27 protein-coding genes and 1 riboswitch are annotated in these 25259 nt (G+C 48.5%); of the genes, 10 read left to right on the forward strand and 17 right to left on the reverse strand.

Annotated features, from left to right (window positions below; all coding sequences use genetic code 11):
- Window positions 1–27: 27 nt before the first annotated feature.
- Window positions 28–1206 carry an MFS transporter gene (locus tag KNO91_RS10950; protein WP_214817920.1) on the forward strand — a complete coding sequence of 393 codons (1179 nt, stop codon included), beginning with the start codon at window positions 28–30 and terminating at the stop codon, window positions 1204–1206.
- A 35-nt stretch (window positions 1207–1241) separates the two neighbouring features.
- Here KNO91_RS10950 and KNO91_RS10955 read toward each other — a convergent pair whose 3' ends face one another.
- Window positions 1242–1946 carry an alpha/beta hydrolase gene (locus tag KNO91_RS10955; protein ID WP_214790292.1) on the reverse strand — a complete coding sequence of 235 codons (705 nt, stop codon included), beginning with the start codon at window positions 1944–1946 and terminating at the stop codon, window positions 1242–1244.
- Window positions 1947–2019: 73 nt separating this feature from the next.
- Between KNO91_RS10955 and KNO91_RS10960 the strand changes: the two genes are divergently transcribed.
- Window positions 2020–3285 (forward strand): purine/pyrimidine permease, encoded by a 1266-nt coding sequence (locus tag KNO91_RS10960; RefSeq protein WP_214790290.1) that lies wholly within the window; start codon window positions 2020–2022, stop codon window positions 3283–3285.
- Between the two features lie 21 nt (window positions 3286–3306).
- Here KNO91_RS10960 and KNO91_RS10965 read toward each other — a convergent pair whose 3' ends face one another.
- The 4 genes from KNO91_RS10965 to KNO91_RS10980 are packed head-to-tail and all read right to left on the reverse strand — an operon-like array spanning window position 3307 to window position 6260.
- Window positions 3307–3699: an RDD family protein gene (locus tag KNO91_RS10965; RefSeq protein WP_214817921.1), complete on the reverse strand. Its 393-nt coding sequence runs from the start codon at window positions 3697–3699 to the stop codon at window positions 3307–3309.
- On the reverse strand, window positions 3696–4343 hold the full coding sequence (locus KNO91_RS10970; protein ID WP_214790286.1) for an NAD(P)H-binding protein: 648 nt from the start codon (window positions 4341–4343) through the stop codon (window positions 3696–3698). Before KNO91_RS10970 ends, KNO91_RS10965 begins: the two co-directional genes overlap by 4 nt.
- Window positions 4344–4377: 34 nt before the next feature.
- On the reverse strand, window positions 4378–5682 hold the full coding sequence (locus tag KNO91_RS10975; protein WP_214817922.1) for a nucleobase:cation symporter-2 family protein: 1305 nt from the start codon (window positions 5680–5682) through the stop codon (window positions 4378–4380).
- Complete coding sequence (locus KNO91_RS10980) at window positions 5679–6260, reverse strand: xanthine phosphoribosyltransferase (protein ID WP_214817924.1); 582 nt, start codon at window positions 6258–6260, stop codon at window positions 5679–5681. Before KNO91_RS10980 ends, KNO91_RS10975 begins: the two co-directional genes overlap by 4 nt.
- A gap of 76 nt (window positions 6261–6336) precedes the next feature.
- A riboswitch (purine riboswitch) is annotated at window positions 6337–6438 on the reverse strand.
- A 126-nt stretch (window positions 6439–6564) separates the two neighbouring features.
- On the opposite strand from KNO91_RS10980, the gene KNO91_RS10985 reads away from it, so the two are divergent.
- From KNO91_RS10985 to KNO91_RS10995, 3 genes are read left to right on the forward strand one after another with little or no spacing between them, the layout of a single operon-like run.
- A complete protein-coding gene (locus KNO91_RS10985) occupies window positions 6565–7173 on the forward strand; it encodes an NAD(P)-dependent oxidoreductase (RefSeq protein WP_214817925.1) in 609 nt (202 codons plus the stop codon).
- Between the two features lie 60 nt (window positions 7174–7233).
- On the forward strand, window positions 7234–8787 hold the full coding sequence (locus KNO91_RS10990) for an ABC-F family ATP-binding cassette domain-containing protein (protein ID WP_074034179.1): 1554 nt from the start codon (window positions 7234–7236) through the stop codon (window positions 8785–8787).
- 20 nt (window positions 8788–8807) lie between these two features.
- On the forward strand, window positions 8808–9935 hold the full coding sequence (locus KNO91_RS10995; RefSeq protein ID WP_214796047.1) for a DUF418 domain-containing protein: 1128 nt from the start codon (window positions 8808–8810) through the stop codon (window positions 9933–9935).
- 109 nt (window positions 9936–10044) lie between these two features.
- On the opposite strand, the gene KNO91_RS11000 is transcribed toward KNO91_RS10995, so the two are convergent.
- From KNO91_RS11000 to KNO91_RS11015, 5 genes are all read right to left on the reverse strand, one after another.
- Complete coding sequence (locus KNO91_RS11000; RefSeq protein ID WP_214790278.1) at window positions 10045–10974, reverse strand: manganese-dependent inorganic pyrophosphatase; 930 nt, start codon at window positions 10972–10974, stop codon at window positions 10045–10047.
- A gap of 93 nt (window positions 10975–11067) precedes the next feature.
- A complete protein-coding gene (locus KNO91_RS15410; protein ID WP_256441831.1) occupies window positions 11068–11202 on the reverse strand; it encodes a hypothetical protein in 135 nt (44 codons plus the stop codon).
- A 97-nt stretch (window positions 11203–11299) separates the two neighbouring features.
- On the reverse strand, window positions 11300–11581 hold the full coding sequence (locus tag KNO91_RS11005; protein ID WP_074034990.1) for a HesB/YadR/YfhF family protein: 282 nt from the start codon (window positions 11579–11581) through the stop codon (window positions 11300–11302).
- Window positions 11582–11648: 67 nt separating this feature from the next.
- A complete protein-coding gene (locus KNO91_RS11010; protein WP_214817927.1) occupies window positions 11649–12608 on the reverse strand; it encodes a LacI family DNA-binding transcriptional regulator in 960 nt (319 codons plus the stop codon).
- A 10-nt stretch (window positions 12609–12618) separates the two neighbouring features.
- Window positions 12619–12852, reverse strand: coding sequence for a hypothetical protein (locus KNO91_RS11015; RefSeq protein ID WP_214790272.1), 234 nt, complete (start codon window positions 12850–12852; stop codon window positions 12619–12621).
- A 245-nt stretch (window positions 12853–13097) separates the two neighbouring features.
- Between KNO91_RS11015 and KNO91_RS11020 the strand changes: the two genes are divergently transcribed.
- The 4 genes from KNO91_RS11020 (at window position 13098) to KNO91_RS11035 (ending at window position 17442) form a co-directional block, all read left to right on the forward strand.
- Window positions 13098–14381, forward strand: coding sequence for an NCS2 family permease (locus KNO91_RS11020; protein WP_214796199.1), 1284 nt, complete (start codon window positions 13098–13100; stop codon window positions 14379–14381).
- A gap of 228 nt (window positions 14382–14609) precedes the next feature.
- Window positions 14610–15347 (forward strand): (Fe-S)-binding protein, encoded by a 738-nt coding sequence (locus KNO91_RS11025; protein WP_214790270.1) that lies wholly within the window; start codon window positions 14610–14612, stop codon window positions 15345–15347.
- A 2-nt stretch (window positions 15348–15349) separates the two neighbouring features.
- A complete protein-coding gene (locus tag KNO91_RS11030; RefSeq protein WP_305798187.1) occupies window positions 15350–16753 on the forward strand; it encodes a LutB/LldF family L-lactate oxidation iron-sulfur protein in 1404 nt (467 codons plus the stop codon).
- Entirely contained in the window at window positions 16750–17442 is a 693-nt protein-coding gene (locus KNO91_RS11035; protein WP_214817932.1) for a LutC/YkgG family protein, read from the forward strand. Before KNO91_RS11030 ends, KNO91_RS11035 begins: the two co-directional genes overlap by 4 nt.
- Before the next feature lie 39 nt (window positions 17443–17481).
- Here the strand turns inward: KNO91_RS11035 and KNO91_RS11040 are convergent, their stop codons facing one another.
- Window positions 17482–18510, reverse strand: coding sequence for a DUF4097 family beta strand repeat-containing protein (locus KNO91_RS11040; RefSeq protein ID WP_214817935.1), 1029 nt, complete (start codon window positions 18508–18510; stop codon window positions 17482–17484).
- Window positions 18507–18827: a PadR family transcriptional regulator gene (locus KNO91_RS11045; RefSeq protein ID WP_214790262.1), complete on the reverse strand. Its 321-nt coding sequence runs from the start codon at window positions 18825–18827 to the stop codon at window positions 18507–18509. The genes KNO91_RS11040 and KNO91_RS11045 overlap by 4 nt, the downstream gene beginning before the upstream one ends.
- A gap of 189 nt (window positions 18828–19016) precedes the next feature.
- Between KNO91_RS11045 and KNO91_RS11050 the strand changes: the two genes are divergently transcribed.
- Window positions 19017–20972 (forward strand): ATP-binding protein, encoded by a 1956-nt coding sequence (locus KNO91_RS11050; protein ID WP_214817938.1) that lies wholly within the window; start codon window positions 19017–19019, stop codon window positions 20970–20972.
- Window positions 20973–21162: 190 nt separating this feature from the next.
- Here the strand turns inward: KNO91_RS11050 and KNO91_RS11055 are convergent, their stop codons facing one another.
- The 5 genes from KNO91_RS11055 to KNO91_RS11075 all read right to left on the reverse strand — a co-directional run bounded on the left by KNO91_RS11055 (window position 21163) and on the right by KNO91_RS11075 (window position 25211).
- Window positions 21163–21936 carry an SDR family NAD(P)-dependent oxidoreductase gene (locus KNO91_RS11055; protein WP_214817940.1) on the reverse strand — a complete coding sequence of 258 codons (774 nt, stop codon included), beginning with the start codon at window positions 21934–21936 and terminating at the stop codon, window positions 21163–21165.
- Window positions 21936–22589: an oxygen-insensitive NAD(P)H nitroreductase gene (gene nfsB, locus KNO91_RS11060; RefSeq protein WP_214790254.1), complete on the reverse strand. Its 654-nt coding sequence runs from the start codon at window positions 22587–22589 to the stop codon at window positions 21936–21938. Before nfsB ends, KNO91_RS11055 begins: the two co-directional genes overlap by 1 nt.
- Window positions 22590–22706: 117 nt before the next feature.
- Complete coding sequence (locus KNO91_RS11065) at window positions 22707–23075, reverse strand: winged helix-turn-helix transcriptional regulator (RefSeq protein ID WP_214790252.1); 369 nt, start codon at window positions 23073–23075, stop codon at window positions 22707–22709.
- Window positions 23076–23131: 56 nt separating this feature from the next.
- Window positions 23132–24067 (reverse strand): mannose-6-phosphate isomerase, class I, encoded by a 936-nt coding sequence (gene manA, locus KNO91_RS11070; protein WP_214817943.1) that lies wholly within the window; start codon window positions 24065–24067, stop codon window positions 23132–23134.
- The gene (locus KNO91_RS11075; protein WP_214790250.1) at window positions 24051–25211 is read right to left on the reverse strand and encodes a glycerate kinase family protein; all 1161 of its coding nucleotides are present in this window, start codon (window positions 25209–25211) and stop codon (window positions 24051–24053) included. The genes manA and KNO91_RS11075 overlap by 17 nt, the downstream gene beginning before the upstream one ends.
- Between the last annotated feature and the right edge of the window lie 48 nt (window positions 25212–25259).

Genomic DNA, 25259 nt, shown 5'->3' on the forward strand with positions numbered 1-25259 from the left:
GAATGAACTAGAAAGAAGTGTTTGATTATGAAGACAAGCTCGCTCAGTCGAAGCGACTGGACTTTAGTTTTATCCTTATCCTTATTAACCTTCGTTCTCGGAACGAGTGAATTTGTCATTGTCGGAATTTTGCCTGACATCGCAACCGGTTTAGCCATCTCGATTGCGACGGCCGGTAGTCTCGTATCGGCATTCGCCATCAGTTTTGCCATCGGCACGCCAATTATGATGTCATTGACGAGCCATCTTCCGAAACGTAAATTGATGCTTGGTCTGACCATTTTGTTCACTGTCCTGAACTTACTGAGCAGCCTGGCACCGATATATGAGTGGCTACTCATCTTACGCATGTTGACGGCCGTCGTCACTGGCGTGTTGATCTCGCTTGCCATGCTCGTTGCCAGTGAGAGTGTCCCTCCGGCGAAGCGTGGTGTCGCGGTGTCCTTTATTTTTGGTGGGTTCACGATGGCCAACGTGTTCGGTGTTCCAATTGGGACGTTTATCGGTCAACAGGCAGGCTGGGAGTCAACGTTTTGGTTGACGACCACACTCGGTGCAGTCGCTTGGATCGCGATTTATCGTGTCTTGCCGAATCAACTGTCTCAAGAAAAAGCATCACTTCGCGAACAATTGGCATTGCTGACGAACCCTCGCATCTTGATTGCCTTCTTGATTCCGGCGTTCGGTTTCGGGGCAACGTATGTCGTGTACACGTATCTCGTACCGATTTTAAAAGATGTACTGGGCGTACCGGTCGCCTGGGTCAGTCCGATCCTATTCGCATACGGATTCATTTCGATCTTCAGTAACATTGCTGCTGGAAAGATTGCTAGTCACAATCCAATCGGACGCTTACGGTTCGTCTTTCTCGTCCAAGCGTTCGTATTAGCCGCATTATTTGTGACGACGTCGAATGTGATGCTAGGTCTTCTCAACATCGCGCTCATGTCGTTCATGGCCATTTTATTGACGACATCAACTCAAATTTATTTGATTGATTTGGCGGAGAAGTTCAACCCGAACGCCAAAGGTCTCGCCTCGTCACTTATGCCCGTGGCGAGTAACGTCGGAATTGGACTCGGTTCCGCTCTCGGTGGTGTCGTCTATGCGACGAGCCCTATCATGACACTCGCGCTCGTCGGCGGCTTGGTCGCCCTCGTCACAGCCGGGTTGACCGCAGTCAGTTATTCGCTCGACCAACGCTAAAACGTGCGCACCTCGATGCAGGTGCGCACGTTTTTTCATAACCATTCAAGAATCGCTGAAAGGACTTCATCTAATTGTTCTTTCGATGTGAGCGGACTTTCCTGATCTCCTTTTTGTGGACCATACATCCCGAAGTTCGCATGGTTCCCGCCTTCGATTTGCACGAATTGACTATCTTCAGGAAGATCACTTCGACTTGCCTCGATATCTTCTGGTACAGCTAGCCCATCCAATTCACCCGAGATCGATAATACGCGTAAGTCGCTGTCGACCATCGAACTGATCGGATACGAGGCGAGGAAAATGACACCCTCCACCAACTCTTGATGCTCAAGTGCATACCCCGATGCCGCCGAACCTCCGAGGGAATGACCGGCCACGATCCAGCGTTCGATCTCCGGATGTGCCTCGATGATCGGGGCCGCCGCGTCGATATCTAAAATGCCTAAGTTGAGACGAAGCGACGGAATCGCAACGAAGACTCCTTCTTCCGCTAATCGTGTACCGTAATAAGCATATGCCTCCTTCTCGACTTTTGCTCCTGGATAAAGAATGATGCCGATTTCACTCGTCGTATCTCCAAACTCGAGACGGTTGTCGACCACTTTTCCTTCTTCCGCATACTGTGTCGCTTCATCGGTCGGTCCGTACGTGAACTGTGTCCAAATCAAAAAGCCGGCGATTGCGACGACAAGCAATCCTAATACAATCAGTCCTGTCCACTTGAAGAATTTCTTCATTATATAGCCTCCATTTGCATCCACTTCATCATAACGTTACACTAATAAGAAAAAGCATGATCAGGGGGACACCATGACCAGAAGTAATGTAACCACGACGATTCAGTGGTTTATTTTTATTTTAGCTACAAATATTGTACCACCACTCTCCATCGCCGCATTATTTGAACTGTCACCAGATGAGACGATGACCTTCATATCCCGCTCACTCTTCATTTTCGCACTCTTTAGCATCGTCCAAACGTTGCTCGGACACCGCCTCCCGATACTCGAAGGTCCTGCCGGCATTTGGTGGGGCGTCTTCACCTTATACGCATCCATCGGTCCAGCCCTATACGGAAGTCAGCAAGAGACGTTGCAGGCACTCGGATTTATGTTGTTCTTGAGTGGGATCCTTGGTGTGTTGTTGACCGTCACCGGTATTTTAAGACGAATGCTTTCCCTGTTTACACCACAAGTGCTCGGCGTCTATATGATTTTACTCGTCCTCCAGTTATCAGGGGCCGTCATTAAAGGGGGCTTCGGGGTGACGGAAGACGGAATCAACATCGTCCAAGCCGTCGCGACGGCTGGTCTAGTCTTGTTCGCGCTCACCCTCGAGCAAAGTCGCTTCAAACAATACGGACTCGTCATGACGCTATTTGTTGGATTCGGTCTGTTTCATTTACTCGACCTCGGAAACCCAATCGTTCGTTCAGAATCCTTCTTCCTCGTCCCTGAACTTCTTCCGTTCGGAAACTGGGTATGGGATTGGAACTTGTTGCCGACGGCTTTCGTCATCACCTTGCTTCTCATGACGAATGTACTCGCGAACATCAAATTAATTGAACGGATTGTCAGCTCTCGTGAAAAACGAGAAATCAAAGGGAACGTTCCTGCGTCTGGTGTCGCCAGTGGAATCAGTCAAATCGTGGCCGGTCTGTTCGGTACACCGGGTCCTGTCGCCATCTCAGGGACGGCCGGTTTCCTCTCTTCGACGGAGAGCGTCCAGCGTGCGCCTCACTTGATCGCCCACACCCTCATGATGGGGTTGGCACTCATCGGTCCATTCGTCTCGTTAATCGCGAGCATTCCAGCCGCTGTCGGCTATGCGATCGTGACACCACTTATCGCGACGATGATCATCATCGGAATCAATGAGGCCGCCTTCGAATTAAAACAATCGACGGCTTCTCTCACGGTCGGGCTTCCGCTCGTGATCGGTGCCGGAGCGATGCTCTTGCCACCCGGTTCGATGAATGATTTACCGCCGCTCCTTGCGACCGTCTTTTCAAACGGACTCGTCCTCGGCACAATCGTCGCTTTGACGACGGCCATTTTAAGTAAAATCAAGGATTGAAAAAAGAACTGACCCAATCGGTCAGTTCTTTTCACGTACATACATATGGTAACGGGCATCGTGCGGTAACACGGCGCCTTCTTCTTGTTCAAAATGCTCACGGTCTTTCCAGTACCGAACCGCTGACAACGTATCTCGATATAAGGCGCGCTGTAGCGCCTGTTTCGCCGTGACATCGGTGCCGTCGTCATTTTTTAACTCGAGTCCCATCAGTTTATAACCGATCGTTTGTCCACCTCGACGCATTTGACAGGCTTCCATCGCGTACGTCAGCAAGGTTGGTGTGACGACCGCATGCACAAACTCACTCTTCACTTTCTTGCGCACGAGTTGTTCCACACCAACGCTGACGATACCTGCGATCACACTATCGATCAGGACCGCTTTCGTTCGTTTCTTCGTCAATGGGTTCATCGGCTCATCCTCTGCATCATCCCCGACGTCAATACTTCGATGCCTTCACCTTCTTCAGACGCCATGATCAACGCACGCGCAACATGCAGCGCTTGAATCGGTGCGACTTCCGGTGCCTTTTCCACCAACAGCGACTGGAACGGCCGACTGACGACCTCGGCCGCTTTCTCACCGAGTCGGAATGAATCACGCTCTCCCAGTAACAACGACGGACGCGCGATAATGAGATGATGGAAGTTGAAGATGCGCAATCCGTTTTCGAGCTCCCCTTTTACCCGGTTGTAAAAGAAAGACGAACGTAACGATGCGCCTTGTGCCGATACGACCGCATAGCGTGTCGCACCGTGTGCTTTGGCGACACGAGCGACTTCAAGCGGCAACTCCAAATCAACTTGTTTGAACGCCTCTTGCGAGCCGGCGACCGCAATCGTCGTACCGAGTGCACAGTATACGTCATCGATGTGTGGAAGTGCCGCATCCATCTCCTCGAAGCCGACGACCTCGTGTAACTTCGGATGACTCCAACGCTTCGAGCGACGGACGACAATCCAGACCGCCTCATAACGGTCACTTTCTAACAACTGTTCTACCAATTCGCGGCCAATCAAGCCGGTCGCGCCTACGACAAGTGCAGTTTTCCCCATTCATGACTCCTCCTAGACTACTATTTCCTTCAGTCTAGCTGACTTGCCGTTCCTCGGCAATAATCGTCGTGGGACGGAAACGGTCCATCATGCGGAAGAAACCGTTCAAGAGGAGCGCTGTGAACGAACCTGCTACGATGGCGCTATCTGTGAACAATTGAAGCCATTCCGGCATGTTCGCGACGATAGCCGGGTTTGCCGTAATGCCGAGCCCGACGCCAATCGAGAGTGCGATCGTAATCAAGTTCTCATTTTTTGCAAAATCAACCTGACTGAGAATACGAATACCGGAAGCAGCAACTGTTCCGAACATGACGAGCATCGCTCCGCCTAAAACGGGTTTTGGAATCAACGTTGTGAACGTGGCCACTTTCGGGAGGAATCCGAGCAAGATAAGTAATCCGCCTGTCCAGAAGATGACGCGACGAGATTTCACACCCGACAATTGGACCAATCCAACGTTTTGACTGAACGTCGTGTATGGGAAGCTGTTGAAAATTCCTCCGAGAATCGTCGCGACGCCTTCCGCACGATACCCTTTCGTCAATTCTTTTGCACCGATTGGCTTTTTCGTGATGTCACTGAGCGCCAAGAACACACCAGTCGATTCAATCATCGAGATGATGGCGACGAGCGTCATGACGAGGATGGCGGACACATCGAATGTCGGCATCCCAAAGTAGAACGGTTGAACCATTTGGAACCAACTGGCTTCACGGACAGGACTGAAGTCCACGAGACCAAGCGAAGCGGCGACCCCCGTTCCGATGAGTACGGCAAAGAGGACAGCAGCGGCACGTGTGAAGACAGTACCGACACGGTTCAAGATGAGAATGAGTAAAATCGTCAAACCACCTAATCCGAGATTTTGCATGGATGCGAATCCAGGTTCCCCTGGCATCCCGCCACCAATATCGTTGATAGCGACCGGGATCAGCGATAGACCGATAATGGTCACGACCGAACCGAGAACGACCGGTGGGAAGAAGCGTGCCAACTTCCCGACAAAGCCAGAAATGAGGATGACAATCAATCCGCTCGCAATCAATGCGCCGTAAATGGCTGTAATTCCATTTGCGCTTCCAATCGCAATCATCGGACCGACCGCCGTGAACGTACATCCGAGGACGACCGGTAATCCGACACCCGTGAAGCGTGTCGTCCATACTTGTAACAACGTCGCCACCCCACACATGAATAAATCAATCGCTACGAGATAAGCGAGCTCGGTCGGCCCAAGACCGATGGCGCCTCCAACGATGAGCGGTACAATCGCTGCTCCCGTATACATGGCGAGTAGATGTTGAAACCCTAAACTTGCCGTCTTGAATGTATTCATCGCGCGACCTCCACGAATGTGATATGGTCTTTCTCTAATTTTGCGATACGTGCCAACGATTCGACGTGATAGCCACGCTCGATCAATTTATCACGTCCTGGTTGGAACGACTTTTCGATGACGATACCAACACCCGCGACCTTCGCACCTGCCGCCTCCACGAGTTGTGTCAATCCGAGTGCCGCCTCGCCATTGGCGAGGAAATCGTCGATGACGAGGACGCGTTCACCTGGTAAGACGAAGCGTCGGCTCAAGCTGATACGGTTCGTCTCTTGTTTTGTAAAGGAATATACGTCCGCTTCGACGAGGTCGTCTTGTAGTGTCAGCGATTTCCGTTTACGAGCGAATACGAACGGGATTCCCATCTCGAGCGCCGTCATCATCGCCGGAGCGATTCCGCTCGATTCGAGGGTGACGATTCGGTCGATGTTAGCGTCTTTAAAACGCTCCGCAAACTCTTTGCCGATGGCTTGCATGAGTACGGGATCGACTTGATGATTCAAGAAGGCGTCGACCTTCAGTACTTGGTCAGATAGCGCCCGACCCTCTTCACGGATTTTGTCTTCTAATTGCTTCATTGTTTTCCCTCCATAAAAAAATGCGATTCGTCACCCCTCATCGGGAGGCAACGAACCGCATGGAAATCAACGACAGCATACGACAAGCGCCACCCGTAGTCGAACCATTTACGGTAGTTCGGTAGAGACTTGCGGACCATATTTCCGCTGATATACGAGTGCGAATCTATTTATATAAGATAAACTTTATTGTAGACGAGCTGACGAGAATTGCAATAGGTTGGAATCAAACGGTGAAATGTTCGATTTTTCTGAAACTGCTGTATACTGTATGTATTGGATATGAGAGAGGAGCCCTGCCCTTATGAAGTTATTCGTATTAGGCGCAACCGGTCGGACCGGACATCAATTCATCGATCAAGCCATCGAGCACGGTCATGACGTCACCGCGTTCGTACGTGAACAGAAAAAGCTGATTCGGACCCCACAACTCGAAATCATCGAAGGCGACTTATATAACATCGATGCGTTAACGGAAGCGATGCATGGTCATGATGCGGTCGTCAGTTGCCTCGGAACGGACTTGAGCGACCCAGACTTTTTAGCGAGTGTCACGGACAAACTCGTCCCAGCGATGAAGGCGAATGGCATCTCACGCGTCATCTATTTGGCTTCAGCGGGTATCGACAATGAGATTCCGGGACTTGCGGGGAAAGCCATCACGTTCATGCTCCGGAAACCGCTCCGCGATCATCGGGCAGCCGTGGACTTATGGCGCAACTCGTCATTCGATTATACGATTGTGCGACCGATGCAATTGACAGACGGTCCGCGTACTTCAACGTACCGCACGGCCATCGATGAGGTGCCAGAGAACGGGAAGCACATCTCACGGGCAGATGTCGCCCAGTTCATGCTTCACGCCATCGAAGAGGATGAACATATAAGGGAGTCAGTCGGACTGGCGTACTAATTTGATTGGATTCATGCTACAATATCGGGTAGTTTACTTTGAAAGGAACGAAAACGAATTATGAGTATATTAACGGTACAAAACTTAAGCCACGGCTTTGGTGACCGCGCTATTTTGAACGATGTCTCTTTCCGTCTCTTAAAAGGAGAGCACATCGGTCTCGTCGGAGCGAACGGTGAGGGAAAATCGACGTTCATGAACATCATCACACGCAAACTGCAACCGGATGAGGGGAAAATCGAGTGGGCAAAAAATGTCCGTGTCGGCTACCTCGACCAACACGCGGTACTTGAGCGTGGGATGACAATTCGTGACGTCTTGAAAGGTGCTTTCCAATACTTGATCGACATGGAGACGCGCATCGGCGAACTCTACATGGAGATGGGAGATGCGACACCTGAACAGATGGAAGACATGCTCGCTGAGGTCGGTGAACTTCAAGAGACGCTCGACTCGAACGACTTTTATATCATCGATGCGAAAGTAGAGGAAGTCGCACGTGGTCTTGGTATTTTAGACGTCGGTCTCGACCGTGACGTCACAGATTTGTCAGGCGGACAGCGTACGAAAGTATTGCTCGCGAAGTTGCTTCTCGAGAAGCCAGATATCTTGCTCCTCGATGAGCCGACCAACTATTTGGATGAAGTACACATCGAGTGGTTGAAGCGCTATCTCCAAAACTATGACAATGCCTTCATCTTGATTTCACACGATATCCCATTCTTAAATAGTGTCATCAACTTGGTCTACCATATGGAGAACCAAGAGTTGAATCGCTACGTCGGAGACTATGACAAGTTCATGGAAGTATACGAGATGAAACGCTCACAGCTTGAAGCAGCTTATAAGCGTCAACAAGCCGAGATTGCCGACTTGAAAGACTTCGTCGCCCGAAACAAAGCGCGCGTCTCGACACGGAACATGGCGATGTCGCGTCAGAAGAAGCTCGATAAGATGGATGTCATCGAATTGAGCGCGGAGCGTCCGAAACCGGAATTCCGCTTCTTGCAGGCCCGTACGTCAGGACGTCTCATCTTTGATGCGAAAGGTCTCGTCATCGGTTACGACGAGCCGCTCTCACGCCCGCTCGACCTTCAAATGGAGCGCGGTCAAAAGATTGCCCTCGTCGGAGCGAACGGAATCGGGAAGACGACACTCTTGAAGAGTTTACTCGGCTTAATCAACCCACTTGAAGGAACAGTCGAACGCGGCGAGTTTCTTGAAATGGGGTACTTCGAACAAGAAGCGGCAACGAGCAACAACACGTGTATCGAAGAGATTTGGAGCGAGTTCCCGTCACTCAACCAACAACAAGTACGCGCGATGCTTGCGAAGTGTGGACTCATGACGAAGCACATCGAAAGTAAGATTTCCGTCCTCAGTGGTGGGGAAAAGGCGAAAGTTCGTCTTTGCAAACTCCTCAACAACGAGACAAACCTTCTCTTACTCGATGAGCCGACGAACCACTTGGACGTCGATGCGAAGGAAGAGTTGAAGCGTGCGTTGAAAGAGTACAAGGGTAGTGTCCTCCTCATCAGTCACGAGCCAGAATTCTATGAAGATATCGTCACAGACGTCTGGAACTGTGAGTCGTGGACGACGAAAGTATTCTAATTCAGTAAAGGACGTGTCGTATGGCTGGCCCAATTCAAACGAATGAACGGATTATCTTGTATGACATTATCCGAGGGTTTGCCCTCTGCGGCATTTTCCTCGTCAATATCCCGAGTATGCTCGGGAGCGACTGGATGTTCGGTCGCCCCGACTATTATGGGAGCGACTTGTTCGTCCGCACCCTCTTCGACTTGTTCGTGCAGACGAAGTTTTATACGATTTTCTCCCTCTTATTTGGGATCGGCTTTTCGATTTTCCTCGAGCGTTCTTACGCCCGAGGCGAATCGGTCAGTCGTTACATACGCCGGATTTTGATTCTCTTCTTGTTCGGTCTGGCACACTTGGCGATTTGGTCAGGTGATATCCTACATACATATGCGATGTGGGGCTTGCTGCTTCCTCTTTTCTATAAGTTGAGTAACCGTGCCATTCTGACATGGGCTTGGGGATTACTGATTGGAAGTATCCTTCTATTGTACGGAACTTCCGCGCTGAATGAATGGAGCATGGGCGGAAGCTATTATGGTGGTATCCCGTTCCCAGATGTGTATAACCAAGGGTTTGGTGCCTGGTTCGATTATCGGTATTCTGTTGAAATCTTTAACGCCTTCTCCAACTCGTTCGTTGTCGGCTTCGAGATTCTCAGTCTATTCTTATTCGGACTGTATATTGGACGTGAACGAAAACTCCTGACATGGCGTCTAGAAGGGTTAACACGAACGGCCATCATCTGTGCTATCCTTGCCCTCCCGTTCTTCGGCGTAATCATTTGGCATCATTATGGTGAAGGGTATCCTTATTTCTGGTTAAACTTGTTCGCCGTCTTGATTTCCGGGAAGTTACTCGCCACGACATATGTCTGCCTATTTACGATAGCCGTTCGAAAGGGTCGCACGTTCGCCCCACTTCAAGCGCTCGGACGGATGGCGCTTACGAACTATTTGACACATACGCTCATCGTCTTCGTCCCTGTGATTGCGCTCGGAGCATACGGTACGCTCTCTTTGACCGAAGGATTGTTCCTAAGCATCGCTATTTTAATTGTCCAATCCATCTTCTCGATGTGGTGGCTAAAAAATCACCGTTACGGACCGTTTGAGAAGCTATGGCGCTTAGGGACGTACGGAAGACAAACAAAATCATCTTAAGATCGGACTTCAGTGTCCGGTCTTTTTTATGATGAATAAATGAATTAAAATAAAAAACTGCAGACGTATGAACGTCTGCAGTTTCGCTCGAGGCTAATGCTTCGAGTTTTTATTTTGTCGCCGCTTCCGTTAAGAATGGCACGATTTGCTTCTTACGCGAAACGACGCCCGGAAGTGTCGCCAATCCGTTTTGAAGCGTCACGTTGAACGCTTGTTCGAAGAGTTCTGGCTTTGGTCCGACGACGATTGCTTCTGAATCGTTCGTCAAAATGTTCGTGATGGCAAAGACGAACAAGTCTAAGTTTTTCGCTGCAACCGTATTAGCGATGGCTGCATCGACTTCCTCTTTACGGTTCAAGACATCGCTCGCATCGACCGTGTTCACTTGTGCGATTTCGACGCGATAGTCGCCCATCGCAAATTCTTTCGCATCGAGTGAGATGAGCTCTTCAATCGTTTTTTGGCTAAGGTCCGCACCGGCTTTGAGCATCTCAAGTCCGTATGCTTCCACATCGACGCCAGCGATTTCTGCAAGTTCTTTCGCTGCTTTGATGTCCTCGTCCGTGCATGTCGGTGATTTGAAGAGAAGCGAATCTGAGATGATTGCTGAAAGCATCAAACCGGCCATATCCGCTGCAATCTCAACGCCGTGCTCTTTATACAATTTCAACAAAATTGTCGCTGTGCATCCGACTGGCTCTGCACGATAGTAGAGCGGGTCTGCCGTTTGGAAGTTCGCGATGCGGTGGTGGTCGATGACTTCAAGGATTCGCACGTCTTCGATGCCGTCCGCACTTTGCTGGAACTCGTTGTGGTCGACTAAGATGACTTCTTCGGCCTCACCTTTCACACTTTCAATCAAACGTGGTGCTTTCACGCGGAAGTGATCGAGTGCATATTGTGTTTCCCCGTTCACTTCACCGAGACGGACTGCCTCTGCGTCCATCCCTAATTTCTTTTTCAACTCGGCATAGGCGAGCGCTGATGTGATCGTGTCGGTATCTGGATTTTTATGTCCGAAGACTAGTACTGTACTCATATCTCATTCTCCTCACTAAATAGTTTTCCCTTATCCATTATAACGCCCACGGCATTTCTTTCAATTCCCAAACAAAAAGAGCCGTGTCGGCTCTTATGATTGTTCATCTTCATCTGTCTCTTCGAGGTCGGAATGATCTCCTTTTGAATCCTCTTCGTGGGAGATGTCCGGTTGATCTCGTTTCAACTTCTCTTTTTCTTCTTGTTCACGCTTTTCATTGTCTGACATATCGTGTCATCCTTTCGAAAATCCGACTTGTCGTAATCTGTTCCCCAAGCCAGATTTCGTCAAACGACATTTCATCAAACGTAAACAAACTGAAACGTCAGGCTTGAACGAAGACGATTTCTTCTCCGCGAAGTTCGACTTTCACGTCTTGTCCTTGGAACAACCACTCATCTTGTTCCGCCACAACGAAACGAATGCCGTCTTCTTCGGTCTCAACAGCCGCATTGTTCACGTCTTCTGTGATGACTCCCACGGAAAAACCGTGCGTTAAGTCTGTCGAACCCCCGTATTTTGCGAATAAACGTACCGTTTGACCCGCTTCGACTTCCATTTCTTCTTTAAACCATTGGAGCGCTTCTTCTGTTACTTGAATCTTCATAACATTTCCTCCTCTCGACTACTTCTTTCATTCTAAACGTTTCAAAAGAGTCGAGCGAGGATGTTGCCTAAAGTGTCGTCCCGATTTGATAGCTCACCGTCATTCCACGTGTTTCAGGTTGAGCCCCGTTCATCTCAGCGAGCGTCGTTTCAAACAGATGGCGACCAATCTGTTCATTCGGAGAAAGCATCGTCGATAACCCAAACGCCCGACCAATCGGATGCCCGTCAAATCCAAGCATGGCGACTTCCTCAGGAATGGCGACTTGCCGCCGTTGCATCTCCCCTAAAAATCCAAGAGCGACATAATCAGACGAGAAAAAGAGCGCTCGAGGACGCTCTTTTTGAGAGAGGAACGTTTCTGCTAACCGAATGCCGTCCTCACTCGTCAAATAACCGGTCCAAATCCATTGCTCACGCGCATGCGCTACTTCATCGAAATAGGCTTGCTGACGCGCAAGGGAGCTCGGACTGTGGCTTCTTGACAAGATGATTCCAATCTCTTCATATCCATGCTCCTGTAGCACATGAATACCTGACACGAACGACGCATAATGGTCGACATGGATGGATGAGATTGTCTCCGGTGCGCCTACGGTCGCCACGGCAATCGGTCCGTAAGCGCGATACGTCTCCATTTCCTTAAAGGACATTTCGTGCGACAAGACGATCGCCCCATCGACTTCGCGATGCTTCAATAAATCGAGTGCTTGTCGCTCCTCACTCAACTTATACTCCGTCTGCCACATGACGAGGCGGTAATCGTGCTCGAGGGCCGCTTTCGCAAGCCCGTTGACGAAGAGACCGTAATACGGATGATCCATATAAGGTAAGATGACGACGACACGTTGTGTTTTCCCCGTCGACAACGTCAACGCCTGTTGATTTCGCAAATACCCGAGCTCTTTCATCGCCGCATGGACACGGGTCCGTTTTTCCTTCGATACGTACGGATGCTCGTTTAAGACGCGCGAGACCGTCGTCACCGAAACGTCAGCGTGCTTTGCGATATCTCGAATGTTTGCCATTCGTCTCACCTCAACTTGTCAGTCTTTGCATATAGTGTACCCACTCTGCTTGCTGACTGTCACCTCTTTCGACGACTTGACTTCGAATCGCCTGAACGAGGCGGAAGCGCTCTTCTAACGGCAAATGAAGAAACTCTTCACGGAAACGGCTACACAACATTTTCCCGAACGGCGTATACAACTGATTGATGACGAGCTCGTATACAATTCCACTGCACCATGTCTTCCACGTTGTCGGTTTCATATCGGTTCCCCTCCCTTTGTCTATACCGTATCTTCTGAAACGCGTTTCAGAGCAAGCATATTTTGTAAAAAAGTTAATTTCCGAACATTTTTTATCCCACCTAATCATTTTTGATGTTTTTTACTCAAAACAATTGACGTGAATCAAACATTTTTGTATAGTCATCAAGTTGATAACGTTAATTTGATCATTATTTTCAATTATTGTTCGGAAATAGACCGAAATAAGGAGTTTTATCGATGAATATTTTTCAATTGAAACAACATGGAACGAATGTTAAACAGGAAGTCACTGCAGGGATTACAACGTTCGTGACGATGGCATATATCTCTGTCGTCAACCCGGCCATCCTATCTGATGCCGGAATCCCTTTCGCTCAAGCTTTCACGGCGACAATCATCGCGATTCTCATCGGGACAGGCTTGATGGCGTTTTATGCGAACTTGCCGATCGCTGTGGCACCTGGTATGGGGCTCAACGCCTTCTTCGCGTACACACTCGTCGCCCAAGAACAAATCGCACCATCCGCTGCTCTCGGCGTCGTCTTCGTCTCGTCCGTCTTCTTTTTAATCCTGTCGCTTTCTCCGATTCGGACGAAACTGATTCAAGCGATCCCGACTTCGCTGAAACATGCGATCACGACCGGAATCGGTCTCTTCATCGCTTCGCTCGGATTGAAGTTATCGGGATTGATTGTCGCAGATGAGGCGAACTTGGTGCGTCTCGGTGACGTATCCTCACCAGAAGTATTACTCGTACTCGGTGGTTTAATCGTCTCGGCACTTCTCTTCTCGCGCAATGTCCCAGGGTCACTATTGATTGGGATGCTGCTCACTGGAATCGCGGCTTACTTCATGGACATCTTACAAATCAACGGTGTCACGGCAATGCCGACACTTCCAGAAGGACTTATGGTCAACCCGGTGACAGCATTTAGTGATGTCATTCAATATGGATTATTCGGTGCCGTCCTCTCGTTCTTCCTCGTCACATTGTTCGATACGACAGGTACACTTGTCGGTGTCGGGAAACAAGCCGGTCTTTTAAAGGAAGATGGCACGATTGAAAATGGTCACCGTGCACTCTTTGCCGACTCGCTTGCCACAATGGGTGGTTCACTCGTCGGAACGAGTCCTTCGACTGCATACATCGAGTCTGCAGCCGGTGTCGCACAAGGTGGACGTACCGGTCTCACAACGGCTGTCGTTGCCAGCTTGTTCGGACTGACGCTCTTCTTTAGCCCGCTCATCGGTGCCATCTCCGGCGTTGCAGCGATTACAGCTCCTGCACTCATCATCGTCGGGGCTCTCATGTTGACGAACGTCCGTTATATCGACTGGAGCGACTTTAGCGAATACTTCCCGGCGTTCATGACGATTTTGATCATGCCGCTTTCAGGAAGCATCGAACGCGGAATCGCGTTCGGGTTCATCTTGTATCCGATCTTCAAAGCGATGAACAAAGAGACGGTCCATCCGCTCATCTATTTGTTCGGCGCACTTTTCATCTTGGAAATGTTCTTCCTATAATTTAGATGCAAGATCCTCGCCATATGACGAGGATCTTTTTCTGTTATACGTGCTTCCTTCCTGTTTTATATCAGAAAATAGATGAATGTCTGTTCAGTGAGATACGTTATCAATTAGACAGGATTTTACAAATAAATCAGTTTTTCTCCCCATTTTTCTGTCACTTTCCTACTCTTTATGAAATAATGACGTTGAAATCGCTATCATGAGAAGAAAGAAGGAATGGCTATGCCGAATGTAGCTTTATTCGTCACTTGTTTATCAGATACGTTGTTTCCATCCGTCGGACAAGCGACAGTCGAACTGCTTGAACATTTAGGGTGCGAGGTGACCTTCCCATTTGAACAGACGTGCTGTGGGCAACCCGCCTATAACAGCGGTTACCATGAGGAGACGAAGAAAATCGCCAAGCACATGATTGAAACGTTCGAACAGGCCGATGCGGAGTATATTGTCGGACCATCGGGGTCATGTGTCATGATGATGCGTGACTATCCACATTTATTCCAAGATGATCCGGTATGGGGTCCTCGTGCAGAAGCGCATGCCGCCAAAACGTTCGAACTGACACAGTTCATCGTCGACGTGCTCGAAGTCACAGACGTCGGCGCCAAGTTTCCCGCTACAGCGACTTATCATGCGTCCTGTCATATGACCCGCCTCCTCGGAATCGAAGCCGCGCCAGGGAAATTGCTCGGAAACGTCGATGGCTTGACGATGGTTCCTCTCGCAAATGTACATAACTGTTGCGGGTTCGGAGGGACGTTCTCCGTCAAAATGCCAGACGTGTCGGTCCAGATGGTAGATGAGAAAGTCGAATCGATTTTACAGTCCGGTGCAGACGTTTTGATCGGGGCGGATGCGTCTTGTCTCATGAACATCGGCGGACGTCTTCATAAGCAAGGGCATCCGATCAAAGTGATGCACATTGCCGAAGTCTTGAACGAAGGAGTGAAGCAAGCATGAGCATGGGGATTCGGTTAGATGAGAAGTTTCAAGACCGTCGGAAGGACGGAATTGAGGATACGTTCATGCGTCAAGCCGTCAGTTCGGCTCAAAATCGGCTGCGGGATGGACGGTTGGATGCTGCAGGTGAACTTGGAGACTGGGAAGCGTTTCGTGATCATTCGGAAGAGATTCGTCAACACGTGCTCGAACATCTCGATTATTACTTGTATCAATTGAGCGAGAACGTCTCAAAACGAGGCGGGAGCGTCTTTTTTGCAGAAACGCCAGAAGAAGCGAACCGCTATATTCGAGAAGTCGTTCGTTCAAAACAAGCAAAACATGTCGTGAAATCAAAATCGATGGTCACAGAAGAGATCGGATTGAACGAGGCACTTCAGGAAGAAGGATGTACCGTCGTCGAGTCCGACCTTGGGGAATGGATTTTACAACTCGACGAAGATCCACCGTCTCACATCGTCGCCCCTGCCCTACACAAAGACCGCGACGCTGTCCACGAGACGTTCACTGCTCACGGATATACCGGTTCGAACGATCCGACCGAGCTCGGACGCTACGCACGACAAGAACTCCGGAAAGACTTTTTGAAGGCAGAAGTCGGCATCACCGGTTGTAATTTCGCCATCGCAGAGAGTGGAGCCGTCGGGCTTGTGACCAATGAAGGAAACGGACGCATGGTGACGTCACTTCCTGATACGGTCATCTCTGTCATGGGGATGGAACGCGTCGTCCCATCTTATGAAGAGTTCGAGGTACTCGTCAATATGCTTTGTCGAAGCGCGGTCGGTCAACGCCTCACGTCATACATCACGACATTCGCCGGGACGCGCGCGGTCGGTGAAGTCGATGGTCCGGAAGAATTCCATCTCGTCATCGTCGACAATAAACGTTCTGGCATTCTCGGTACACAGTTCCAATCGGTCCTGCAATGCATCCGTTGCGCGGCATGCATCAATGTCTGTCCGGTCTATCGCCATATCGGCGGGCATGCGTACGGGTCAATTTATCCTGGTCCAATCGGTGCCGTGTTGGCCCCACTCCTTGATGGATACGAAAACTACAAAGAGCTCCCTTACGCGTCAAGTCTATGCGGTGCCTGTACAGAGGCATGCCCTGTGAAGATTCCGCTACACGAGCTATTGATTGAACACCGTCGTGTCATCGTAGAAGAAAAGAGACAATCACCATTCGTGGAGCGGATTGCGATGAAAGGATTTGCCGTCACGGCATCGAGTCCTTTCTTATTCGAAGCCGCGGAACACGTCGCACCGTTTGCGACATCACCGTTCGCCACATCTGGTCAGATTGAAAAAGGGTTACCTGCTTGGACGGACTCCAAAGACTTGCCGCAACCGAACAAACAGACCGTCCGAGATTGGTTTAAGAAACGGGGGAACGTCGAATGAATCCTGGCACAATCACAAACCGTGAAGACTTTTTACAACGAATCGCCAAACAGCTCGGTCGTGAGGTCGACCTCACCCCACCGAAACGTGACTATAAATATCGCCCACAAGACGACGTGTTAAAAGATGCGAGCGAAGAGGAATTGCTCGAAACGTTTCGTATGGTCGCGACCCGAATTCATACCGATTTGGTCGAATGCGAATCCTCGCATCTTAATGATACGCTCCGTCTCTTGATTGGCCGTTATGACGGAACAAGGATTCTTGCGGAGAACGATGAACGAATTTCCGCTTGGGCACCCACAACGAGTGAGACGTTCGCTTGGTGGGATTCGTCACAACCGAAAGCGAGTCGAGAGCTGGCCGCCCGTGCCGACATCGGCATTACGATTGCGGATGCGGCGTTTGCGGAAAGTGCAACGATCGTTCAATATGCGAAGCCTGGAAAATCACGAACGATCAGTCTGTTACCGCAAGACCATATCGCAATCATCCCGAAATCTGTCCTTGTTCCACGTATGACGCAAACGGCACAACAACTTGCCGAACTCGACCAAGATGACCTCCGTTCCCCGAACGGTGTCAATTTCATCTCCGGTCCGTCGAACTCGGCCGACATTGAGATGAACCTGATCGTTGGTGTCCATGGACCCGTTCGAGTCGCCTATATCTTAGTGCATGACTTATAAGTATAGCCCCTCCATCGATTGATGGAGGGGCTATGTTGATCATGATACCGTGACACTTCCGTTCGAGCTTGTTAATTTCACATCAATCGATCCTTCACCGAACACGCACTCTTTCGACCGTTCTCCGAATACATTGACTTTTCCGTTCCGCGACTTCGCCCGAATCGTCACATCTTCTGGACGCTCCTCAACGTGCAAGTCAATCTTCCCATTGTTTGTCTTCAATCGAATCGGTGATTGAATCGATTGAACGATACAGTCAATTCGACCGTTTGACGTTTTGGCATCAATTGCCCCCATGACGTGATCGACATCGATTCGACCATTCGAGGAATGGATGTTGATCCGTTCTAGTTGAGAATGTTTTGCTTCCACGCGACCGTTTGAGGAATGGAGCTCCCAATCGTGACCGTGACAACTCGACGCGAGCACCTGTCCGTTCAATGTACGAAGCACACCTTGGCGTGCCTGAATATGATGCGCGATGACTCGACCGTTCTCACTCTCCACGTGTAACCGTTCCGCTTGAAGATCTTGTACATCACTCGAACCGTGGCGGTTTTTCAATTGAATCTGATGATAGGCGTGATGCGGCAGCTCGACTCGAAGCACCGGTGCTTTCGACCCGAACCACGAGAAGAGGTCAGAGAGACCGAAACGACGTTCGGATTCAATCCGAATCTCAAGCGTGTCCCCGACGATGTCCATCACAACCCCATGGTCGGTCTCCGTTTCGAGCTTCGCATACGCATAGCCGTCTTGTGATGGCGTGACGAACACCTGTGCATGCTGTACTTGGATGAGGACACTTTGAAAGGCTACGGTCGAGCTTTTGACAACCGCAGGCGGTCGTGTCGATTCCGATACTTCAAAATCGACAGAAGCGAGTAGTTCCGAGGCGAGTACGCTCGGTTCCCCTAACTCGCGTGCCATCTCCTCATCACTTCTACCCTCTAATCGACCGCTCGTGAAATATTCAGACACGTCTCGTAAAATATCGAGGCGATCCTTCACCTTCACGTTCATCAATAACTGCTCAAGCTCTGACAAGTACTGTTCTTCATTCATCTGTCGTCTCCCCCTCGGATTAAGTCATTGACGCCGTTCGTGAATACATCCCATTCCGCTCGCAACTCAGCCAAATGTGTTTTTCCTTGTTCCGTGATCTGATAATACTTTCGCGGAGGTCCTTCCCCAGACTCGGTTAAATACGTTGTGAAATAGCCCTCTGTCGTCAGTCGACGTAACAATGGATAGACGGCACCCTCTGAAATGGCAACTTTGGCTGAAATCGCTTGGACGAGTTCATAGCCATAGCGGTCTTGTTCCGCCACAAGCGCCAGTACACAAAGGTTGAGTACGCCCTTTTTGAATTGAGGATTCATGATCCCACCTCCTACTATACATAGAACAATAGCATATCATTCACTACTGTTCAATATATAATAGTATCCATTCCCCTGATTTCTCAATATATAGCATCTAAACGTTTGAATCTGTACAATGAAAGAACGACACTCGTAGGATATTAGTCACAGTCGGAATGTTCATCATTCTAGAAAGGAACGGTCTTTATGAAGTCATGGATTGACCAGCGGATCGGAAGACAATTTTTGTTCGTCTTCTACTTATTCATCGGACTGATCCTCCTCACGTCACTTGCCGTATATGTGTATACGGAAAACCAAATCGAACAGACGACGTCATCGCTCGAGAACATTAGTGAACGGCGCACGAATGCGACCGAATTGTTCGAGACATGGCAGTCGATGCAATATGAAATGCGCGGCTATGTACTCCTCGGAGACGATGCGATGCTAGAGCGCGTACAAGATAAACAAGTCTTGATTGACGAACAGACGACCTGGTTCGAACAGAACGCCGTGACCGATAAGGAAAAAACGTATGCGAGCGATGCGCGTACGCTGTTTGTCGCTTATCAGGAACGCGTCATGCCAAGCCTTAAACGTTATGTAGAAGGAAAGCGGAGCGGAAGCGTGACCGAACCCTTCTTAAAAATGCCAACGCTCGGGAAAGTAAACCCTCAAAAAGAGCCGCCGGCGGATCGAAAATTTAAAATCAACTCGAAAAGTGCCGCGGATATGAGCGCGAGCATCGTCGATATGGAGAGCGTCTTCACGGAATATCGGAACTCACTGAACGCAGAAGAGGATGCGCTCCGTGCTCAACTTGCGACACATACGAAATGGGCACAGGCCCTCTGGCTCCTCTCCTTACTCGGAGTCCTCTTCATTCTCTTCATCGTCGCCCGCCCTTACGTCCGACGCTTGACCGGTCAACTCCAAGAGTTAATTGAAAACAGTAAGCGTCTTGCCGGAGAGAAGCAACCGGTCACGCCAATCACGGTTCAATCTAAAAACGAGGTCGGTCAATTGACGACATCATTCCGTCAGATGGCGACTTCGCTTACGCATCAGCGTTATCGGATTGAGGAAGAGCGTGAAAAGACAGCTCGCCTTCTCCACTCGATTCGAGATGCTGTCATCTATGTCGAGCACGCGACAAGCGAAAAAGTGGCGAACCAAGCGTTGTTCGTCTTATTCAATCAACCGATCACAAAACGAAATGAAGTCGATTTATATCGTTTAGATGCTAGTCTTGAAGAACTCGGGCTGCAGGTCGACCAAAAGGATGCCTTTTTTGCATTCATGGAACGTTCATTCGATGGACAGTGTAAAGAAGAGAGCGTCACGTTCTCGATGAATCAGGAAGAGCGCTTCATTCAAATGTATGCGGAGAAAATTTATTTGAGAGGGACACGCCACGGCACGATGCTCGTCTTCCGTGATGTGACGCATGAGACTGAGGTCGATCGTTTGAAAACCGAACTCGTTTCGACCGTCTCCCATGAACTCCGCACGCCGCTCACGAGTATCATCGGATTCACCGAACTTCTTCGTTTCCGACAACTGTCTCCCGAACGTTCGGAGAAATATTTAGGGATGATCCATCAGGAAACGTTACGTCTCGAGGATTTGATTTCCAACTTGCTCGATGTTCAGCGAATGGAATCAGGACAACAGACGTACCACAATGAGACGGAGCGCCTATCGGAAATCCTAAAACAGGCCATCGCCATTCATCAAGGTGCCAGTCAACATCATCGCATCACGTTTGATTGTCAAGAAGACGTCTATGTATATGGAGATCGGACACGACTCGGACAACTCTTCACGAACTTGCTTCATAATGCCGTGAAGTACTCTCCAAGTGGTGGAGACATCCATGTACGTGTCGCATGTGAACGACCGGATTGGATTGATATTTCGATTGAGGACCATGGAATCGGGATTCCACAAGCCGCGCTGTCGAAGTTGTTTGATAAGTTCTATCGCGTCGACAATTCAGCCAGCCGTAAAATCGGAGGTACAGGCCTTGGCCTCGCGATTTGTAAAGAAATCGCAGAAGGTCATGGTGGCACGATCCACGCCGCATCGAATATCGGAAAAGGTTCCATTTTCACAGTCAGCCTTCCAAAAATGGATGTATCAAATCAAATGAGTAGTTAACGAGAAGAAGCCATCGCCTTTATGGGCGATGGCTTCTTTATATTGACAAAGTATTAGTTATGAAAAGGGTTGAAGAATAGGAAAGGCCCGAGAGATATCATCGTTGGCATCTTCCGAACTTATATCTCTCCGTTTACGCGGAAAAGCTGCGCCGCCAAGAATGATACAATAATCGCTGAATGACGTGAACTTAAAGATACGAAATGGAATTCAAGGTTTCCATGAGTTCCTGTCTGCGCTCTTCATCGTAAACATCTGGATGTGCTTCAGCAAACTGCTCACGATCATTATCGTAATATTTTCCTGACGCACCTTCAAATTCATCTAAAGTAGCGGCATCACGCAAGACTTTCGCTCCAATCATCAAATCATGACCATCGATTCCATAAGCACTTTTCACCATTTTACTACCCAACAAGGATTTTGGATTGACCGCTACGAAAGTCTGAGGGTATTTTTTTGATAACTCATATGTCCACATCGTAATTGCCAGTTTGCTTTGTGCATATGCGTCACCGTCCGTGATAGGTGAATGACCTCGTAACGCCCCGTAGTCTAATCGTGCCTGGGCAGCAGATGACACGTTGACGACTCGTCCTGTTACAGGAAGTAACGGCAACAGTCTCTTAGTCAAAACATAAGGTGTTATCGCATTCACAATGAAGCGAAGATCCCATCCGTTCTCCCCAAGTCGTGGCTGTGCCTCATAAATTCCAGCATTATGAATCAGGACATCAATCGAATTATGTTCTTTTAGTAGTCGGTCAGCGAATAACATGACGTCCTCTGACTTCGAAAGATCGGCAATATATGAAGTGACATGACTAGAGTCTAATTCTCGCACGACGGCCGCTAGTTTTTGCTCGTCTCGACCATGAACCAAAACCTCATGACCTTCCTCAATCAAAAGTTTGGAGGTCGCTAGTCCGATTCCGTCTGTGGCACCGGTAACGAGAATCTTCATCACACTTCCTCAATGATTTCAGCTAAATCAAGACGTGATTTTGGTAAGTCTGCATTGAAATCAGATTCCGAACGATATCCGAGTGATACGACAACACAAGAAGTGAAGCCTTTTTCCCGTAATGAGAACTCCTCGTCTAACATTTTCATATCTAATCCTTCCATTGGGATCGCATCAATTCCCAATGACGCGACACCAAGTAAAAACGAACCTAAATTCAGATAGACTTGTTTTTCAGTCCAATGAGATAAGTCTTTGTAATCGTATTTATGCATATCGACAAAAATCTTTCGCCCTGCGTGGTTAGCATGCTTGAATTCCTGTTCCGCAAAACGCCCATCCTCATCTTCCTTGTCCGTCACATGTTGAAGATACTCTTCTGTGATTTCCGTTTTAGATGCAAATACAACGACGGCAGATGCATTTGTCACTTTCGATTCATTAAAACTATAGAATCCATTCGCTGCTTTTGCGACACGCGCTTTTCCTTCTTCAGTTGTCGCAAGCACAAAATGCCATGGCTGAACATTCGTTGATGATGGAGAAAGTTGGAGTAGCGACTTGATTGACTCCATGTCCGCTTCAGAAATTTGCTTGGATACATCAAATTCTTTTGTTGAGTATCGATTGTTTAATGTCTTAACCAGTTGCATATCTACACTTCCTTTTTCGATTTTTAAAACTTGATATGCGCCTAGTATAGGACTCATATTACCCGCCTACAAGTACGGACTTCTTTATCCGTACGGACACTTTTGTACAGACTACGGTTATGCGTCATATTCTTCTTCGAAATAAATTTCTCCATATTGATGCTCATCTTGATAATCTTTTCCCCACGATCCTAATTGCTTTAAAATGGGTAAGAGCGCTTCGCCAGCCTCCTTAAGAGAATATTCTGCACGTGGTGGAACTTCGTCATATATTTTTTTAGCCAAGAGATCTGCTTCTACTAGTTCTTTGAGTTGACGAGAGAGTACTCGTTCATTGATGTTCGGAATTTTACGTTTCAATTCTCCAAATCGGATCACGCCAGCACCGCCTACGTGATAGATGATAAGTGGTTTCCATTTCCCCCCCATCACATCGAGCGCCAACTCTACATTACAATAAAAAATCTTATATTCTGCTTCTTTCATGATTCCCTCCTCATCATTCCTAACACAAAAAGACACCGTCTCCGATGTCTTAAATCTTACAGGATACAATCACTCGTAATCCACTCCATAGTTCCAACAACCGACAACGATTGATGATGTGCAGTCACGATGAGATGATCACCTTGTTGAACATCCACTCCATCGATTTGACCATTCCCTTTTAAAATCGATATGAGTCGAAAACGATTCAATGACGAAAGATTGAAACCTGTCTGAACATTCATATGATAGACATTGAATTCATTCGTTTCAACCAACGTTGTAATTGTGCCCTCAGGAACTTTTATTGTTTCTGGGACAATGACTACCTGTTCATTCGGGAAGTTCGTGACAGCTAATGCTTTTTCTAAATGTAATTCTCTAAGATTTCCCGTCGCGTCGACACGATCAAAATCATATACCCGATAAGTCGTGTCTGATGACTGCTGTGTCTCAAGAATAACGATTCCTTTTCCAATCGCGTGAATCGTACCACTTGGAACATAGATGAAATCACCTTTTTTTACCGGCATGCGACATAAGAGGTCATCCCACTGGCCATGCTCAATCCGCTCCAAAAATTCTGATTTTGTTTTTGCACGATGACCAAGAATCAATTCCGCATCAGGTTCTGCATCGACCACATACCAACATTCGGTTTTTCCGTAAGGTTCACCTTCTAAACGTTGTGCCTGATCGTCGTTTGGATGAACTTGTACGGATAAATCCTCCCTCGCATCTAACAATTTAATGAGTAGAGGAAATTCTTCATTTTTGTACTCTCCGAATAAATAACGGTGATTTTTCCATAGCTCCGCTAGAGACATTCCTTTATATTCTCCAGCCAAAACGTAGCTCATGCCGTTCGGATGCGCCGAGATCCCCCAACATTCCCCAATATTTCCATCTGGAATTTTATAGTTAAAGAGAGTACTTAACTTTCTACCGCCCCATATTCTCTCTTGAAATACCGGTTCAACTTTTAGAATCATTGTTCCCTTCCTTTCTGGCTTGGAAAGTAGCATAGCAATGTGCCGCCGTCTGTTTAAGATGTTCATAAGCGACTTTTGGTTTCATTAACTCTTCGAGAGACATTGGGCCCGACGCGATGGAATGTGCTGCGAGAACGGAGGTATGTTGTAACTTTTCAAATGAGATGTTGACACTTCCCCCAAGTAACACTACGGGTATCTGTTCTTTCGCTCCAAGCTTTCCAATCATCAACGGAAGCTTCCCGTTTAAGGTTTGCTCATCGATTTTCCCTTCGCCCGAGATCACTAAAGCGTAGTTGGCAATTCGTTCGGGAACATCGTTCAGCGACAACACCAATTCTGCACCGGATGTATATTTAGCACCGGCATAGGCGTATAGTGCTCCTGCAATTCCGCCCGCCGCACCGCTTCCGACACATAATTGAACATCCACTCCTGTATCTCGTTCCATCAGTTTTGCGAAATGTTTCAACCTCTCATCTAGTAACAACACGTCCTCTTGGGTCGCACCTTTCTGTGGTGCATATACATACGCTGCCCCGGTCTCTCCGTAAAATGGGTTCTCTACATCGCAGACCAGAACAATCTCTGTGTCTTCTAACCTCTTCTTAAGCTCACACAAATCACTGCGAACCACAGAATGAAGGTTTTCGACGTTAGTGACTTCTTTTTGTTTAGCATCGAAGAAGATTCCTCCGAGTGCACGTAACATCCCGAATCCGCCATCCGTTGTTGCGCTCCCACCTAACCCGACATAAATCGTTCGACTTCCTTCTTTGATTGCATCAAGGATGAGTTGCCCGACCCCATAAGATGTCGCAAGTCGCGCGTTCCGTTCTTCGATTGGAACTTGAGGTAATCCACACGCCGCCGAGACTTCGATTACCGCTGTTTGATGTTGTCGATTGATTCCATACATCGCCATCACTTGTTTTTTTCGTGAATCAAGTACTTCAAGCTCCCGATTTTCGAGTTGTAATGCATGTCGTAATGCAGAGACCGTTCCTTCTCCTCCATCTGCAACTGTCAAAAGATCAATGCGTTCATTTGGATTGACCATTCGGATTCCATCTTTTACAGCTTGGTTAGCTTGTTCGGATGTCAGACTTCCTTTGAATGAATCAAGTGCTACTAATACAGACATGTTGATTCCCTCCGTATAAAAATCAATCAGGACACGGATCATCCATGT

It is taken from the genome of Exiguobacterium sp. s59 (genome assembly GCF_018617475.1).
In the GTDB taxonomy this organism is placed as follows: Bacteria; Bacillota; Bacilli; order Exiguobacteriales; family Exiguobacteriaceae; genus Exiguobacterium; species Exiguobacterium aestuarii.

Coding starts and splice junctions, on each gene's coding strand:
- KNO91_RS10950 (WP_214817920.1), top strand. CDS start 28: ATGAAGACAAGCTCGCTCAGTCGAAGCGACTGGACTTTAGTTTTATCC.
- KNO91_RS10955 (WP_214790292.1), bottom strand. CDS start 1,946: ATGAAGAAATTCTTCAAGTGGACAGGACTGATTGTATTAGGATTGCTT.
- KNO91_RS10960 (WP_214790290.1), top strand. CDS start 2,020: ATGACCAGAAGTAATGTAACCACGACGATTCAGTGGTTTATTTTTATT.
- KNO91_RS10965 (WP_214817921.1), bottom strand. CDS start 3,699: ATGAACCCATTGACGAAGAAACGAACGAAAGCGGTCCTGATCGATAGT.
- KNO91_RS10970 (WP_214790286.1), bottom strand. CDS start 4,343: ATGGGGAAAACTGCACTTGTCGTAGGCGCGACCGGCTTGATTGGCCGC.
- KNO91_RS10975 (WP_214817922.1), bottom strand. CDS start 5,682: ATGAATACATTCAAGACGGCAAGTTTAGGGTTTCAACATCTACTCGCC.
- KNO91_RS10980 (WP_214817924.1), bottom strand. CDS start 6,260: ATGAAGCAATTAGAAGACAAAATCCGTGAAGAGGGTCGGGCGCTATCT.
- KNO91_RS10985 (WP_214817925.1), top strand. CDS start 6,565: ATGAAGTTATTCGTATTAGGCGCAACCGGTCGGACCGGACATCAATTC.
- KNO91_RS10990 (WP_074034179.1), top strand. CDS start 7,234: ATGAGTATATTAACGGTACAAAACTTAAGCCACGGCTTTGGTGACCGC.
- KNO91_RS10995 (WP_214796047.1), top strand. CDS start 8,808: ATGGCTGGCCCAATTCAAACGAATGAACGGATTATCTTGTATGACATT.
- KNO91_RS11000 (WP_214790278.1), bottom strand. CDS start 10,974: ATGAGTACAGTACTAGTCTTCGGACATAAAAATCCAGATACCGACACG.
- KNO91_RS15410 (WP_256441831.1), bottom strand. CDS start 11,202: ATGTCAGACAATGAAAAGCGTGAACAAGAAGAAAAAGAGAAGTTGAAA.
- KNO91_RS11005 (WP_074034990.1), bottom strand. CDS start 11,581: ATGAAGATTCAAGTAACAGAAGAAGCGCTCCAATGGTTTAAAGAAGAA.
- KNO91_RS11010 (WP_214817927.1), bottom strand. CDS start 12,608: ATGGCAAACATTCGAGATATCGCAAAGCACGCTGACGTTTCGGTGACG.
- KNO91_RS11015 (WP_214790272.1), bottom strand. CDS start 12,852: ATGAAACCGACAACGTGGAAGACATGGTGCAGTGGAATTGTATACGAG.
- KNO91_RS11025 (WP_214790270.1), top strand. CDS start 14,610: ATGCCGAATGTAGCTTTATTCGTCACTTGTTTATCAGATACGTTGTTT.
- KNO91_RS11030 (WP_305798187.1), top strand. CDS start 15,350: ATGGGGATTCGGTTAGATGAGAAGTTTCAAGACCGTCGGAAGGACGGA.
- KNO91_RS11035 (WP_214817932.1), top strand. CDS start 16,750: ATGAATCCTGGCACAATCACAAACCGTGAAGACTTTTTACAACGAATC.
- KNO91_RS11040 (WP_214817935.1), bottom strand. CDS start 18,510: ATGAATGAAGAACAGTACTTGTCAGAGCTTGAGCAGTTATTGATGAAC.
- KNO91_RS11045 (WP_214790262.1), bottom strand. CDS start 18,827: ATGAATCCTCAATTCAAAAAGGGCGTACTCAACCTTTGTGTACTGGCG.
- KNO91_RS11050 (WP_214817938.1), top strand. CDS start 19,017: ATGAAGTCATGGATTGACCAGCGGATCGGAAGACAATTTTTGTTCGTC.
- KNO91_RS11055 (WP_214817940.1), bottom strand. CDS start 21,936: ATGAAGATTCTCGTTACCGGTGCCACAGACGGAATCGGACTAGCGACC.
- nfsB (WP_214790254.1), bottom strand. CDS start 22,589: ATGCAACTGGTTAAGACATTAAACAATCGATACTCAACAAAAGAATTT.
- KNO91_RS11065 (WP_214790252.1), bottom strand. CDS start 23,075: ATGAAAGAAGCAGAATATAAGATTTTTTATTGTAATGTAGAGTTGGCG.
- manA (WP_214817943.1), bottom strand. CDS start 24,067: ATGATTCTAAAAGTTGAACCGGTATTTCAAGAGAGAATATGGGGCGGT.
- KNO91_RS11075 (WP_214790250.1), bottom strand. CDS start 25,211: ATGTCTGTATTAGTAGCACTTGATTCATTCAAAGGAAGTCTGACATCC.